At 66.5% G+C, this 14565-nt stretch carries 17 protein-coding genes; 5 read left to right on the top strand and 12 right to left on the bottom strand.

Annotated features, from left to right (window positions below; translation table 11 throughout):
- Positions 1-66: 66 nt before the first annotated feature.
- From AU193_RS00185 to AU193_RS00175, 3 genes are all read right to left on the bottom strand, one after another.
- On the bottom strand, positions 67-393 hold the full coding sequence (locus tag AU193_RS00185; protein WP_064420333.1) for a YnfA family protein: 327 nt from the start codon (positions 391-393) through the stop codon (positions 67-69).
- An 89-nt stretch (positions 394-482) separates the two neighbouring features.
- Positions 483-1367: a hypothetical protein gene (locus AU193_RS00180; RefSeq protein WP_064420332.1), complete on the bottom strand. Its 885-nt coding sequence runs from the start codon at positions 1365-1367 to the stop codon at positions 483-485.
- A 46-nt stretch (positions 1368-1413) separates the two neighbouring features.
- Positions 1414-2133: a FadR/GntR family transcriptional regulator gene (locus AU193_RS00175; protein WP_064420331.1), complete on the bottom strand. Its 720-nt coding sequence runs from the start codon at positions 2131-2133 to the stop codon at positions 1414-1416.
- 123 nt (positions 2134-2256) lie between these two features.
- Between AU193_RS00175 and AU193_RS00170 the strand changes: the two genes are divergently transcribed.
- Together AU193_RS00170 and AU193_RS00165 are read left to right on the top strand one after the other, a co-directional pair.
- Positions 2257-2775 carry a gluconokinase gene (locus tag AU193_RS00170; protein WP_064420616.1) on the top strand — a complete coding sequence of 173 codons (519 nt, stop codon included), beginning with the start codon at positions 2257-2259 and terminating at the stop codon, positions 2773-2775.
- Positions 2776-2877: 102 nt separating this feature from the next.
- Positions 2878-4323, top strand: a complete 1446-nt coding sequence (locus AU193_RS00165) for a GntP family permease (protein ID WP_064420330.1) — start codon at positions 2878-2880, stop codon at positions 4321-4323.
- Between the two features lie 40 nt (positions 4324-4363).
- Here AU193_RS00165 and AU193_RS00160 read toward each other — a convergent pair whose 3' ends face one another.
- From AU193_RS00160 to AU193_RS00145, 4 genes are all read right to left on the bottom strand, one after another.
- The gene (locus tag AU193_RS00160; RefSeq protein WP_064420329.1) at positions 4364-4843 is read right to left on the bottom strand and encodes an RDD family protein; all 480 of its coding nucleotides are present in this window, start codon (positions 4841-4843) and stop codon (positions 4364-4366) included.
- Between the two features lie 60 nt (positions 4844-4903).
- Positions 4904-5845: a DoxX family protein gene (locus AU193_RS00155; RefSeq protein WP_064420328.1), complete on the bottom strand. Its 942-nt coding sequence runs from the start codon at positions 5843-5845 to the stop codon at positions 4904-4906.
- A 36-nt stretch (positions 5846-5881) separates the two neighbouring features.
- Positions 5882-6385, bottom strand: coding sequence for a DUF6328 family protein (locus tag AU193_RS00150; RefSeq protein WP_064420327.1), 504 nt, complete (start codon positions 6383-6385; stop codon positions 5882-5884).
- Positions 6386-6456: 71 nt separating this feature from the next.
- The gene (locus AU193_RS00145) at positions 6457-7053 is read right to left on the bottom strand and encodes a PaaI family thioesterase (protein WP_064420326.1); all 597 of its coding nucleotides are present in this window, start codon (positions 7051-7053) and stop codon (positions 6457-6459) included.
- A 99-nt stretch (positions 7054-7152) separates the two neighbouring features.
- On the opposite strand from AU193_RS00145, the gene AU193_RS00140 reads away from it, so the two are divergent.
- The gene (locus AU193_RS00140; protein ID WP_064420325.1) at positions 7153-7821 is read left to right on the top strand and encodes a PadR family transcriptional regulator; all 669 of its coding nucleotides are present in this window, start codon (positions 7153-7155) and stop codon (positions 7819-7821) included.
- Here the strand turns inward: AU193_RS00140 and AU193_RS00135 are convergent, their stop codons facing one another.
- Positions 7822-9525, bottom strand: coding sequence for a 3-ketosteroid-delta-1-dehydrogenase (locus AU193_RS00135; RefSeq protein ID WP_064420324.1), 1704 nt, complete (start codon positions 9523-9525; stop codon positions 7822-7824).
- 101 nt (positions 9526-9626) lie between these two features.
- On the opposite strand from AU193_RS00135, the gene AU193_RS00130 reads away from it, so the two are divergent.
- Both AU193_RS00130 and AU193_RS00125 read left to right on the top strand, forming a co-directional pair.
- Complete coding sequence (locus tag AU193_RS00130; RefSeq protein WP_064420323.1) at positions 9627-10766, top strand: Rieske 2Fe-2S domain-containing protein; 1140 nt, start codon at positions 9627-9629, stop codon at positions 10764-10766.
- Positions 10763-11038: a hypothetical protein gene (locus AU193_RS00125; protein ID WP_064420322.1), complete on the top strand. Its 276-nt coding sequence runs from the start codon at positions 10763-10765 to the stop codon at positions 11036-11038. Before AU193_RS00130 ends, AU193_RS00125 begins: the two co-directional genes overlap by 4 nt.
- Before the next feature lie 40 nt (positions 11039-11078).
- Here AU193_RS00125 and AU193_RS00120 read toward each other — a convergent pair whose 3' ends face one another.
- The 4 genes from AU193_RS00120 to AU193_RS00105 form a co-directional block, all read right to left on the bottom strand.
- The gene (locus tag AU193_RS00120) at positions 11079-12155 is read right to left on the bottom strand and encodes a hypothetical protein (RefSeq protein WP_064420321.1); all 1077 of its coding nucleotides are present in this window, start codon (positions 12153-12155) and stop codon (positions 11079-11081) included.
- 116 nt (positions 12156-12271) lie between these two features.
- The gene (locus AU193_RS00115; RefSeq protein ID WP_064420320.1) at positions 12272-13216 is read right to left on the bottom strand and encodes an alpha/beta hydrolase; all 945 of its coding nucleotides are present in this window, start codon (positions 13214-13216) and stop codon (positions 12272-12274) included.
- Complete coding sequence (locus AU193_RS00110; protein ID WP_064420319.1) at positions 13213-14064, bottom strand: SDR family oxidoreductase; 852 nt, start codon at positions 14062-14064, stop codon at positions 13213-13215. Before AU193_RS00110 ends, AU193_RS00115 begins: the two co-directional genes overlap by 4 nt.
- A gap of 3 nt (positions 14065-14067) precedes the next feature.
- Positions 14068-14559, bottom strand: a complete 492-nt coding sequence (locus tag AU193_RS00105) for a nuclear transport factor 2 family protein (protein ID WP_064420318.1) — start codon at positions 14557-14559, stop codon at positions 14068-14070.
- Positions 14560-14565: the final 6 nt, after the last annotated feature.

Here is a 14565-nt window from a genome sequence, read left to right as displayed (position 1 = left end):
TGTCGCCACACGACATGCCGCACGATCTCAGCGCGTCACGCACGCTCGCGGCGCACCGAGGGTGCGTCATCGCGGGGCGTACATGATCAGACCGACCCCGGCCAGACAGATCAGCGCCCCGGTGACGTCCCAACGATCGGGCCGAAAGCCGTCGGCGATCATTCCCCACGCGAGTGAGCCGGCGATGAAGACCCCGCCGTACGCCGCCAGCACCCGGCCGAAGTGGGCATCGGGCTGAAACGCCGCGACGAAACCGTAAGCGCCGAGCGCCATCACCCCCGCACCGATCGACCACCAGCCGCGGTGCTCGCGCACGCCCTGCCATACCAGCCACGCGCCGCCGATCTCGAGCAGCGCGGCGAGGACGAACAGAACCACCGATTTGAGCACCATCACGTCACTCAGCGTGCCGTGAGCGTGCGCAAATTGCTGTCATGGCGCGGCGAGTCGTGTGCAGACACGCACGCTCGCGGCACGAATTGTCAGGTCAGGTGGGCGCTGTCATCGCCGAGGTCGGCGCGGTTCAAGCCCATCGGCGTCGCGACGGGGAGGTCACCGCCGCCGACGACCGTGCGGGTGATCGGGGTCAACGTGCGAAACAACGTCTCGATCTCGCTGTCGCTCAACGCGTCGAGCACCTGCAGCGCGAGCCTGTCGGTGCTGTTCTCGATTCGCTGCTTGAGGTCGCGGCCGGTGTCGGTGAGCCCGTCGCCGTCGAGCAGTCCGCGCTCGGCGAGCCGGTCCCAGTACAGATCCCACTCTTCGACGGCATAGTCGCGGCTGCGCATGATCATCTCCTTGGGCACGCGGCCCGCAGCGGCGTGCAGAATATTGCTCTCGCGACCAGAGATCCCATGACTGACGAGCACCGCGACGTGACCGTCGCCGCGCTGTTCACGCAGCAGGGTGGTGGCGTGCCAGAGCTTCGCCAACGGTTCGTCCGGCCAGGGCAGTGCCGCATTGGCGGCGAACAGGGGTCGACCATCCAGCGCGGCGTTGCTGGCCACGTCAGCGAGCAGGTCCGCGGCAGTCGACACATCATCGCCGTGCCCGACGCCGTACCGCTCGAGCGCGGCCACGGCCGACTCCAGTCGGATGCGCAGCGCGTCGGCCGGCGGAGCCACCTGCCACGCAGCCGGAAGAGCCTTGGCCACCCGATGTGGGGCGAAGTTGTAGAACGTCGCCGTCACCACTTCGGGCGCCACCTCGCCGAGCGGTGCCGACCTGGCCGCGAAGTAACCCATCCAAAACCCCTTGTACCCAAGGCTGTCGAGGGCGGCGCGAGCTTCCGGGGCGAAGTAGGTGACGGCGTGCACGGGTTCGAGTCGATCGAAGAATCGGCGCGCCAACGATGGTTGCCTGTCCACCTCGGCAGTTAACCACTGACCTCGGCGCCCACTCGCCGCGGCCCGATCACGACGGGTCAGCGCCGTCGTCCCCAGACACCGCCGAACTGGCCTCGTCGATGATGGCCCGCATGGCGTGTTCGGCCCCCGCCTCGTCACGCATCCTGATGGCACGCGCCACCTCGTCGTGCAGGTTGATCGCCGCCGGGTTCGGCGTCGAGGGCATCATCCCGTGATGCGTCCGTCCGGCGAGCACCTCGGCGACCACGCCGTCCAGCGCACGGAACATCTCGTTGCCGCTGGCCTCCAGCATGGTCCGATGAAACAGCTTGTCGGCCTCCAGGTAGGCCTCGAGGTCGCCGGCCCGGCCGTGCACGACCATGTCCGAAACGGCGGCCGCCATGACGCGGCACTGTTCCGGACCGGCCCGCCGCGCGGCCAGAGCGGCCGCCGCCGGCTCGAATCCCCGGCGCAGTTCGGACAGCGAGAGCAGTTGGGCGGCCCGGTCGCCGGCCTCCAGCCGCCATCGAATCAGCCTGGGGTCGAACACATTCCACTTCTGCGACGGCTGGACGGTGATGCCGACCCGTCGTCGCGACTCCACCATGCCCATCGATTCGAGCACCCGGATCGCCTCGCGTGCGACGCTGCGTGACACCCCGTGTCGCGCGCTCACGCCGTCGAGGGTCAACACCTGCCCGGCGGGATACTCACCGGAGACGATCGCCGTGCCCAGCGCCTCGAGCAGGTTGCCATGTAGCGCGCCGACGATTGGTTGAGACGCCACGGGTACATCGTTTCATACGCTCGGCAATCGATATAAAGGCATATCATTATGTGATGCTATTGCAATCGTATGCCTATTAAGGCATGCTGTGTGATGCCATACACAACTGGGTAGGTGGAGGAAATGGCGTCACCAATCGTCGTCATGGGGGTTTCGGGCTCCGGGAAGTCGACTGTGGGCGCCGCCCTCGCCCAGCGCCTCCGTGTCCCGTTCGCCGACGCCGACGACTTCCATCCGCCCGCCAACATCGCGAAGATGACCGCCGGTGAGGCGCTCGATGACGACGACCGCTATCCCTGGCTCGAGGCCATCGGGGAGTGGTTGGCAGCACACCGCGTAACCGGCGGGGTGATGAGTTGTTCGGCGCTCAAGCGCAAGTATCGCGATCAATTGCGCCGCCACTGTCCCGAAGTGGAACTGCTGCATCTGGTCGGCACCCCCGAAGTCATCGCAAAGCGTCAAGCCAGCCGGCCCGGTCACTTCATGCCGGCATCGCTGCTGACTTCTCAATTCCAAACGCTTGAACCGCTGGAACCCGATGAGAACGGCGTCGACATCTACGTGGACCAGAGCATCGATGTCATCGTCGAGAGCTACGTCTCGGCGAGGGGCTCCGATCCATCTGACCGGCATGATTCGTGACCAACACGCCGGGCCGACCAAACCCATTGCCCCAAACGGATATTGACCAGCACCCGCGTGAGACGCCTGAAAGTCTCCTGGCACTGACAGTTCGGAGGTCCGATGGAAGCGATCGATCCCGCCTACGGAGCCACCACACTCCTCTTGATCGCCGCGGGCGCGGTGGCGCTTCTGCTGTTCCTGATCATGAAGGTCAAATTGCACGCCTTCGTGGCGCTGGTGCTCGTCAGCGTGCTGACGGCGCTGGCCGCCGGGATCCCGGTGGGCGACGTTCCCGACGCCATCAGCTACGGCTTCTCCAACACCCTGGGCTCGGTGGCTCTGCTCGTCGGCTTCGGTGTCATGCTCGGTCGGCTGCTCGAAATCACCGGCGGCGCCCAGGTTCTCGCCGATACCCTCATCGCTCGCTTCGGTGAAAGTCGGGCGCCGTTCGCCCTAGGTGTCGCGGCGCTGCTGTTCGGCTTCCCGATCTTCTTCGACGCCGGTCTCGTCGTGTTCCTGCCCATCATCATGACCGTCGCCCGGCGGTTCGGCGGATCGCTGCTGCTCTATGGTTTGCCCGCCGCCGGCGCCTTCGCGGCCATGCACGCATTGGTGCCGCCCCATCCGGGGCCGGTCGCCGCGGCCGAAGCGCTCGGCGCGAGCATCGGCGTGACACTCCTGGTCGGCATTCCCATCGCCGTACCGGCGTGGTACGTCGGTGTGCTCCTGGTCTCCAGGGCGATCGGACGCCGCGTCCACGTCGACGTCCCCACGGCGCTGTTCGGAGAGATGAACGGCGGAACGCCGACCGACACCGACCGCGACGGCGCCGATGGCGCCACCACCGGCACCGGAGCGGTGGCGACCGCCGCCCGGACCGCGCCGTCGTTCGCCGCGGTGCTCGGCGTGCTGCTCCTGCCGTTCGTGTTGATCTCCTTCAACACCGTCCTCGACACGCTGGTGTCGGCCGGCGTGCTGGACGAGGACGAAACCTGGGCGCGGTACCTCATGCTGCTCGGCGACACCAGCGTCGCGCTGCTGATCACGGTGATCGTGGCGGCCGTGGTGTTGGGCCTGCGGCGGGGCCGGTCGATGGACGAGGTCAGCGCCCTCTACGACAACGCACTCGGGCCGATCTGCTCGGTCATTCTGATCACCGGCGCCGGCGGAATGTTCGGTGGTGTGCTGCGGCTCAGCGGTATCGGCAGCGCGCTGAGCGATTCCCTGTCAGGACTGGGGATGTCCCTTATCGTGCAGGCCTTCATCATCGCGACGTTGCTGCGTGTGGCTCAGGGCTCGGCCACGGTCGCACTGACGACGACGGCGGGTCTGCTCAGCGCGGCCGCGGCCGAGGCGAGCCTGAGCAGCCTTCACCTCACCCTGCTGGTCATCGCCATCGCCGCCGGAGCGACCGTGCTCTCACACGTCAACGACTCGGGCTTCTGGTTGGTGAGCCGTTTCTTCGGAATGGACGTGAAGACCACCCTGAAGACGTGGACGGTCATGGAGACCACGCTCGGCCTCACCGCGTTCGCGTTCGCCCTCGTCGTATGGCTGGTGATCTGACCCAGGACCCGTTGCGGTCCATGGGTTTCCGGCCAGACGGTCAGCCCTTGACGACCTGCGTTCCACCCGCAAGCTCGTCGTGCTTGCCCTGCTTGGTCGGGCTGCCGTTGATGGTCACGGCGATGACGATGATCGCGATGACGCCGAGCAGTCCGCCGACGAACGGGATGATCGGCAGCAGCGTCCAGGAGTTGCGGATGGCCGCCTGCGCGGCGGTCGGCTTGGGTGCCCCGCCGGGGCCGCGAACGTGCAGGCCGAGCATCTTCTTCCCCGGTGTGGAACCCATGCCGGTCTCGAAGGCGAGGAAGTAGACGAACATCAGGCCGCCGGTGAAGAAGCCGGTGACCATGATGTTGGAGGCGCTATCGGTGAGGAAGGCCAGCAGCCAGCTGACGATCCCGACGAGGATTCCGTCGATGAGTCGAGCGAGCCAGCGCAGAAGCAGGCCGCCCGGCTGTCCGCCGCCCGCCGGATAGCCGCCGTACTGTCCAGGCTGTGGTCCTAGATTTCCGCTAGTCATCCGAGTCAATGTACCGGCGACCCCGCTGTATCAGGGGCGCTTTCGATCGCTCGGTGAAGCTCAGCGCAGCTTGCGTTGTTGGCGCTTGGCCTCTTTGCGCGCCTGCTTTCGAGCCGTCTCGGCTTGTTTGCGCGCCGTGTCGGCCTGCTTGCGTGCCGTCTCGGCGAACTCCGACGCGCGTCCGCGCGCCGTCTCGGCCAGTTCGGGCGCGCGGTCGCGAGCGACGTCGGCCCACTCGGAACCCCGCTCACGTGCGGCGTCGGCGAGCACCGCCCCACGTTTGCGCGCGACCTCGGCGAGTTCGGGTCCGCGTTCGCGGGCGACGTCGGCGAGCTCGGCGCTGCGCTTGCGCGCAAGCTCGGCGAGTTCGGGTCCGCGTTCGCGGGCGACTTCGGCGAGTTCGGCGCCGCGTTCGCGGGCGACGTTGGCGAGCTCGCGCCCCCGTTCGGCACCGACCTGCAGACCATGACCCACCTTGTCGGCGAGCGCGCTGTCGGTGAGCGTGCCGCCCGCGGCCGCGCCGACGGGCAAAGCCGCGGTGACCGCCTCCGAGACCTTGTGCGCCGCGCGCCGCCCGCGCCAACCGAGCGAGGGTTTGCCCTCGGTGTCGACTGCGGCGATGATCAGCCCGCCGATCAAGCTCACGTCGGTGATGAACGCACGACGTTCCTCGGCTTTGCGCTGGGGATCTGTCTCACTCCAGAAGGTATGTCCGCCAAGGCTGCCCGGCACCACGCTCAGTGCGAGCGCGGCAGAGGCGAGTCGAGGCAGTTTGCCGGTGGCCAGGAGCAGACCGCCACCGATCTGGACCGCGGCCGTGGCCCGCGCGACGGTCTCGGCGTTGGTCGGAACGTTGGTGCCGACCGGGTCGGGCAGCTTGCTCAAACCCTCCAGCGTCGGACGTGCGGCGTCGGCCGCGGGTTTCGGGCTGCGTAGGGCATCCACACCTCTTGCGATGAAGGCAGCTGACAGCATCGGGCGCGCGATACGTCGAATCAACATGGGTCGGGAGTTCCCAGGCGTATCGGGACGCAAACGTCAATTGGACGCGTCGTGAGGCCGGTTTCGCAGTGGCATGAGGTACCAGAACCCGACGAGCGCAACCAGCACGACGCTGCAGGCGATCCATGCCGCCACGCTGTCGGCCACGGCGTCGAAGATGATCGTCGCCACGCCGGCGAGCGCGACGCCGAGTAACAGCGTGCCCGTGATCGCGAACCCGTGCGCGGTCGCCACCAAGGTCTCCATGCGGTGTCGCCGGAACAACAGCCGGTGCATGCTGACGGGAGCGATCAGCAGTATCGTCGCGCCGATCGAGCTGGCCACCGTCACGAGGTAGACCGTCCTCATGGTTTCGTCGAGGTCGGAGAAATGGTCGGTGAACGGCAGGATCAGGAGGAAGCCCGTGAGCAATTGGACACCCGTTTGAGCGACCCGCAGTTCCTGCAGCAGACTCGACCAATTTCGGTCCAGCCGTTCGGCTTCCGTCTCGTCGCGGCGGTAGCGCTCAGGCCCTCCCACATCGGGGTGCTCGTAGTCCACATCTGATTCTGGCAGGCGGTGCGGTGGCTGGTCTGCCGAACGGCGGTTTCCGCGAGCCGTGGGCCCCGGCGTCAGGGAACCCGCGGATGGATGAAGACACCGTCGGCTTCCACGGTGACGCCGTCGGCGTCGGCGATGTGCCCGACGGCGAACGTCTTGGTGCCCTCGACCCGTTCGACCCAGGCTTCCGCGCGCAACGGGCGTCCGAGCCGGGTTCCACGCCGGTACCGCGTGGTCAGGGTGCCCGTCACAGCGGGTTTGCCTGGCTTGTGCGCTGTCGCGCCGAGCACGTGGTCGAGCAACATCGCGCATACGCCACCGTGGACATGTCCGGGCGGGCCCTCGAACGCTGCGCCGAGCGAGAACTCGGCCCATACTCGGCCCTCGGTGTCGTGGTGGACCTCCAGCGGCGGGGCGGCCGGGTTGCGCAGCCCGATGACGACGTTGCCCCACACCATCGCTTCGCCGTCGCGGGTATGTTGCAGACCGAACGAATCGTCAAGCAGCGACGCGCTGAGTTCGTCACTTGCGCAGTCGATTCTGTTCTTGACCGCTTCGACGGTCGCTGCGTCCGCTGTCGTGCGGATCGTGACGTCGACGAGTCGGCGCACCGACTGTGCCAAGGGTTCGTAGACGGCGCGCAGATCGTCGAGTTCGGAGCCGGCCATGGGTTCAGGGTGCTTGCGCCCCGGCGCAGCCGCAAGGCGGCGTCCCGGCCAGTGGTGCGTCGAACGACCGGTGTGCTCCGCCGTTGTTAGGCTGGGCAAATGGCGAAGAGCACGTCCGACGCGAAGCCGAATCTGGCCGCGACCAGTTGGGCGCTGCTGGGCATGCTGACGTACGAACACGAACTGTCGGGTTACGACATCCGTAAGTGGATCGAGTGGAGCATGCGGTTCTTCTACGGAAGCCCCGCCTACAGCCAGATCTACTCGGAGCTGAAGAAGCTGGAGAAGCTCGGGCTGCTGTCCTCGCGCGTCGAGAACACCGGCGGCACCCGCAACCGTCGGCTCTACAAGATCACCCCAGCGGGTCTGGATGCGGTGCGGCGGTGGGCCAACGAAGCACCGGTCGATACGCCGGTGCTCAAGCACAACCCGTTGCTGCGAGTGACGTTCGGACATCTGACCGATCCCGAGCGCCTCAAGGAGATCCTGCAGGAGCACATCGCCTACGCCGACGACATGCAGCGCCAAGCCGCCAAGGACGCAAAGTGGGCAGGCGTGGAGCCGTCATGGGCTTACGCAAGGGTCGCATTGCAGTGGGCCGAGCGGTATTACGCCGCCGAACGCGAGCTCGCCATGAAGATGCTCAAGGAACTCGACGAGGCCGAAGCCGCCTTCGCGGATGCGGGCATCGAACGCGGTACGCAAATTCCTTGGCCCGCACCGGAATACTGGTACGAGATCGAGAAGAGGGCCGACGCCGACGACTGATCACCCGTCGGCGGCGTCCGAAGCAGCGATGTAGCCGTACACCAGGCCTTGCGCGATCGTCGCGCCCGCTCCGGGATAGGTGGTGCCGAACGCGTTGGCGGCGGTGTTGCCGATCGCATACAGCCCGTCGATGGTGTGGCCGTCCTCCCGCAGCACCCTGGCGCGGTCGTCGACGCGCAGGCCGCCGCAGGTTCCGAGATCGCTGAGCACCATCTTGACGGCATAGAGCGGGCCCCGATTCAACGGGCGAAGGTTCGGGTTCGGCGTGACGGTCGGGTCGCCGTAGTAGCGGTCGTAGGCGCTCGCTCCGCGCAGGAAGTCGGGATCGACTCCGGCGGCGGCATTTCCGTTGAAGCGCTCGACGGTCGAAATGAGCGTCGGTGCGTCGACACCGATCCTGCGTGCGAGTACGCCGATGGAATCGGCGCGGTGCGCGATGCCGGCGTCATACCACCTCTTGGGTATCGCCATCCGGGGGAACAGTTCGGCGGCAAAGACATAGCTGTTGCGATAGCCCTGATCGAAGACGATCCACATCGTCTCGACCGGATTTCCCGCGCGTTCCCGCTCGAGGATCCGCTGCCCGAACGACATGTAGTCGGTCGCCTCGTTGACGAAGCGACTTCCGTTCTGGTCGACGATGAGCGATCCCGGAAGCGACCGTTCGGCCAGCATGACCTTGGGGTCGGCGCCGGGCAGCGCGGCGACGGCGGGGAACCACCATGCGTGGTCCATGAGATCTGTTGCCGCCCCGATGTCTTGGGCGATACGGATGGCATCGCCGGTGTTGGTTTCGGCTCCCAGGCTGGCATGCTCGCCGAGGAATTCCGATTGGAACTTCCACCGCATGTCCATCTCGTGGTCGAAACCTCCCGCTGCGAGCACCACACCGCGGCGCGCGGACACGGTGACGTCCGTGCCTGCATGGCCGAGCACCACGCCGCTCACCCGATCGCCGTCGGTGACGAGCCGAAGCAGCGCGGTGTCGGTCCAGACCGGGATGCCCGCGCGCAAGACCCCGGCGAAAAGACCGGCGGCCAGCGCCTGACCGCCGGCGACGTATCGCCGCTTGAGAAGCAGACCGCCCACACCCTGCCCGAGACGCTTGGCGACCACCGGCAGACCCTTTCGCGGCATCCGCGACATCAGGTTCAGCCATCGATAGTCCGCGCCGGTGGTCGGGATCGGAATCTTGGCTTCCATCACGCCGGGCCGCAGGCGTGTTCGGTATCGGCCCAGAATCGCCGAATCGAGCGGCCGGCATTCGCACGTGCGGCCGACGACGGTGCCGCCCGGCGCCTCGGGGTGGTAGTCCGAGTACTCCTTCGCCCAGAACAGCCGCATCGGCGTTGCGCGCCGCAGAAGTTCGACCGTCGCACCGATGTTGGCCACGAACGCGTCCGACCGCTGGGCGTCGGCGGTCCCGCCGACCACGGCGTCGAGGTACGTGTTCGCCCGCTCGGCGGTGTCGGCACCGCCGGCGCCGTTGATCACCGTGCTCGCCGGCAGCCACAGTGCCCCGCCGGAGCGGGCGGTGGAACCTCCAACATAGGTCGATTTCTCGACGATCAGCACCGAGAGGCCGCACTCATGAGCGGCGAGCGCGGCGGCCATACCCGTGCCGGACCCGACCACCACCAGATCGACGGTCGTATCGGTCACCGGCAGGCCGTCGGGGATCGTCGCCCCGTATGCGCTACTCACAACCGACCAAGTTAGAGCGGTTAGAGCAAGGCCGGAACCCGTGTCCTGATGAGCGGAACAGAACCGTGAACGTGGTCGGCGATCGCTGCTAGAACAACGGTATGACGTTGGACACCGATATCGAGGTCCGTCAGATCGAGGCCGAGGCCGCCCCGTCGCGGTTCGCTCGAGGCTGGCACTGCCTGGGTCTGGTCAGGGAGTTCGGTGACGGTAAGCCGCATCAGGTTTTCGCGTTCGGCAAGAAGATGGTGGTGTTCCGCGGGGGCGACGGGCGGATCAACGTCCTGGACGGGTACTGCCGCCACATGGGCGGGGACCTGAGCCAAGGCGAGGTGAAGGGCGACGAGATCGCATGCCCGTTCCACGATTGGCGCTGGGGCGGTGACGGCCGGTGCAAGAAGGTCCCCTACAGCAAGCGGGTGCCCCGACTGGCCCGCACCGCGACGTGGACCACGCTGGAGCAGGACGGCATGTTGTTCGTCTGGAACGACCCGGAGGGCAACCCCCCACCGGAGGACGTCACGATTCCCCGCATCGAAGGTGCGACAAGTGATGAGTGGACCGACTGGCACTGGTACACGACCGTGGTCAACACCAACTGCCGAGAGATCATCGACAACGTCGTCGACATGGCGCACTTCTTCTACATCCACGGATCGCTGCCGACGCATTTCAAGAACATCTTCGAAGGTCATGTCGCGACGCAGTACATGAACAGCGCGGGCCGGCCGGATCTCGGTGAGCCCGGTCCGACGCAGATGCTCGGAACCACCTCGGTCGCATCGTATTTCGGGCCGTCGTTCATGATCGACGACCTGACCTACCACTACACCGACGTCGACCACAAGACGGTGCTGATCAACTGCCACTATCCGATCGACCAAGACTCCTTCGTGCTGCAGTACGGGATCATCGTCAAGAAGTCCGAAACCCTGCCCGACGACCTCGCGATGCAGACGGCGATCGGTCTGGGCGACTTCGTCAAGATGGGCTTCGAGCAGGATGTCGCGATCTGGAAGAACAAGGCCCGCATCGATAATCCGCTGTTGTGCGAGGAGGACGGGCCGGTCTACCAACTGCGTCGGTGGTATGAGCAGTTCTATGTCGACGTCGCCGACGTGACCCCCGACATGGTGGACCGCTTCGAGTACGAGATCGACACCACCCGACCGCGCGAAGAGTGGATGAAGATCGTCGAGGCCAACATCGCGGCGCGGGACGCCGTCACGAGCGCGGGATGACCGTCCGCCAGGACAACCGACTCGCTGACGCACCGATGACCTCGGTGACGTGCCGGCTCTGCGCGGCAAGCGTTCTGGTGCGCAAGAGCACCTGGCAACAGACCAGCGTGCAGTGGGACAGCGAGTCCACCGCCAGATGTCACCAGCGCAGAGACGCCGACGCCATCCACGCGCACGAGGGCAGACCGTTCCTCGTGTGCTTTGAACTAAGGAATTCGATCGAGGAGGCAGCGCGCCGCGGTGCGCTGCCGATCGTCGACGAAACCGAGTGATCTCGGTGCGCTCGCGACTGCTAGCGCACCGAAATCGCGGTCACGTCAGCTGAAAGGCCGAGAGGGGAGCTTCCTTCGGGTACTCCGCCGGCCCGCCGAGGTCGTAGACGGCGTTCAGAGCCGCGATGAATTCCGGGTCGTGCAGAGGCTCGCTCGGCACGTCGAGCTTGATGCCCTTGGCGTGCACGTCGTCGACGAGCATGTCGATCGCCTTGTCGATGGTCAGATCGTCGCTGCCGTCCATGTTTTTCTTGAGCTCGTCGAAGTCGGTGAACACCTCCGCCGACCAGTGGACCAGGAATCGCAGTTCGTCGGTGTGGTGGCGGGCGATCACGTCGTCGCCGTTCTTGAGCAACCAGAAGTCGCGGTCCGACGGATCTCCGGTGAACACCGTGTCGAACGCCAGCCCGGCCGGGGTCTGTTGATCGAGCGGTCCGTTGGCCTCGCCGCGGTGCACCATCATCTCGTTCTGCACGAGCACGCCGCGGTTGTAGACCGGCGGCAGGAGGCGTTTCGGCGGCTTGAGGGGTCCGTCGGGCCAGTAGGTGAAGCCGCTGCCCTGATCGAGTGAGAACCACGTGATGACCTGAGCCATCTTGACGAGGTAGTCGCGGAACAGCCCGGACTTGCCCATCACGCTGGTCAGCCAGGTGGGAGCGTTCTCGTGGCGCACGCCGCGGAAGCTGGGGGAGTCCAGGTGGCCGGGATCGCGGTTGGCGCAGGGCCCGTTGATGTTGAACAGCATCATCTCGGGCTTGGCGTACTCGGCGTTCCAGTAACTCTTGGCGTACTCGACGAAGCGCTGGTTGTAGAAGCAGTCGTGCAACTCGGGATAGAGCACCGTGCCGTAGTTGGCCAGGTACCCACGGAACGTCGCGGTGAGGAACAGGTCCAGCGAGGGCGTGAAGCCCTCGGGGAACATTCCGCTCATGGTGGCCATCAGTTCCTCGGCGGAGGCGAAATGCTGGGCGATGATCAGCCTCCATGGCCCTTGTGACCGCACGATGTCGAAGAGGCGACCCCGCTGGTCGTCGGTATAGACGTCGTCGATCTCGCGGGGCGGTGAGGCGGGCCGCAGGATATCGGACAACTCCGTCCGCTGCTCTTGGGTGAGCATGCTCTCTCCTACTCTCGATGTCGGCATCTCATGCCGGTCGCACCCAATTCTGATGCCGGGCCAAGCATGTGACTGCGCGGCTGTCCGGTCATCGGGACGTCTGTTTGCATGCAGCGTCAGAACGGCAGCGGGTTGGCGAACTTCGCGCGTAGCAGAGCGCCGATTTCCGCCACCGCCAGGCGCCCGCGGGCCGTCGCATCCGAACGCATCAGAAACCCGTGGTAGATGCCGGGGTACCGGGTCACCGTCGTCTGTACTCCCGCGTCGCGCAACCGTTCCGCGTAACGCTCACCCCAGTCCCGGATGGGATCGGCTTCGGCCGTCACGACGACGGCCTGCGGCAGGCCCGACAGATCTTGTGCGCGTGCGGGAATCACGTACGGGTGCTCCGGGCCGTCGGCCAGCTCGTGCATGTATTCGATGTCGACGAGGTTGAGCATCGGAGCCTCGGGCATCGCCCGAATCGACGGGACGTCGAGGTCGTTGTCGACGCCCGGATACATCAGGATCTGGGCGAACAGGGTGGGGCCGCCGCGATCGCGGGAGGCCAACGCTACACCGGCGGCCAGGGTGCCTCCGGCGCTGTCGCCCGCCACCGCCACCCGGGCGCGGTCGATGCGGAGGTCGTGGGCATGTGCGGCCACCCAACAGGTCGCGGCGTAAGCGTCGTCGAACTGGGCCGGGGCCGGCGCTTCGGGGGCCAGGTGGTAGTCGACGGACACGACCGTGGCGTGTGAGTGGTGAGCGAGGTTGCGCGCCAACGGCTCGAACGAGTGGTTCGAGCCCAAAACCATTCCGCCACCGTGGAAGTAGACGACCGCCGGCGCGTCGCTGTCGGCCGACGGCCGGTAGATGCGGAGCGGAATCTCCCCGGAAGGCCCCTCGATTTTCCGGTCCTCCACATCGGCCATCGCCGGCATCTCGGGTAGTGGCGCGGACTCCAAGGCACCACGTACCGCCTCGAGCCCGCGCACCCGCATCGGTGGCAGGCCGCCGAATTGAGTGACTCGTGCCGCCGCGTCGGGATCCAGTTGCGGGACAGCGTTTTCCGATGTGGTCATTGGTGGGAGGGGGCGAATCGTCGCTTCGCGCGCAGAACCGGCGCCCTGCGAGAGGCTAGAATTTCGGCCCGCTCGGACATCGCGTTGCCGACGTACTCGGGTTGGGTGAGCAAGTAGAAATCACCCGAGGCGGCTTGTTCGAACACCACCCGTGCGGCCTCGACCGGATCCATCGCCTCGGCCTTGATGTCGAGCATCGCGGCGCGCTGCGATTCGGCGGCCCCGACGTCGCCGTCCTTGACTCCACCGGCCGCCTCGAAGATGTTGGACTTGACGGCGCCCGGCAGCACCGCCTGCACGTGGATCCGGTCGGCGTGCCCGGCCAGCTCCACCTCGAGCCGCAGGCATTCCGTCAGCGCCAGCACCGCGTGCTTGCTCATGATGTAGGGCGCCTGCAACGGCACGGCCGCGACCCCGCCGATCGACGACAGGTTCCATACCCACGACGGAGCGTCGGCGGCGATCATGCGCGGAAGGAACGCTCGGACCCCGTAGAAGACGCCGCTGAGGTTGATGTCCACCAGTCGATCCCAGTTGGCGACGGGGGTGTCCCACAGGTAACCGAACTGTTCGACACCGGCGTTGTTGACCAACAGGCGTACCGGACCGATCTCCGAGTACACCTGTGCGGCAACTCCTTCGAGCGCTTCGGGATCGCGGACATCGCACACCAGGTCCACCGAGCCGGCAAGCTCACTGCGCAGCGACGCGATTGCGGAGGCGTTGATGTCGACCAGCACGACCGTCATGCCCAATGTGGTCGCGTGGCGTGCCAGGCCCGCGCCTATCCCGCTGCCGGCGCCGGTGATGACGGCGACGCCACCGCCGAAGGCCGTGCGTGCGTCCACCCGCTACGAACCTGTCGAGGCCGTCGCCGCACGATCAGCGGCGTGCTCGGCGAACGGAATGGAGTCCTCGGCATCGAGGATCACTGTCATCGACGTGAAGACCAAGCCGCTCTCCGAACGGCGGATGCCGACGTCGACCACTCCGCTGGAGACGTCGAACGGGACGTTGTTGGTCACCTGGTTGACGTACAGGTAGAAGCGGGCGGTGGTGACGTCTCCGTCGACGCCGGTGCGGAAGATGTTGGTCACATGGTGACGCAACGGGTAGGGATTCTCGTTGCGGTGCTGGGTCAGCCAGGCCAAGGTCTCGTCTTTGCCGTGCAACTCGGCGGCCAGGAGATGCTCGAAGGGGCAGTTGCCGGAATCGGATCGGCTCAGGTATTCCATCTCGTCACCGAGTCGGGCCCCCAGTTCGGCGAAATGGCCCTGGTCGTAGTGGTACCAGAAGGCGGCGATGAACTCCTGGACCTCGGACAGCGTGATCTCGTTGCTCATGGCAGC

The organism is Mycobacterium sp. GA-1285, assembly GCF_001499905.1.
In the GTDB taxonomy this organism is placed as follows: Bacteria; Actinomycetota; Actinomycetes; order Mycobacteriales; family Mycobacteriaceae; genus Mycobacterium.
This window is presented reverse-complemented; position numbering and strand designations above follow the sequence as displayed.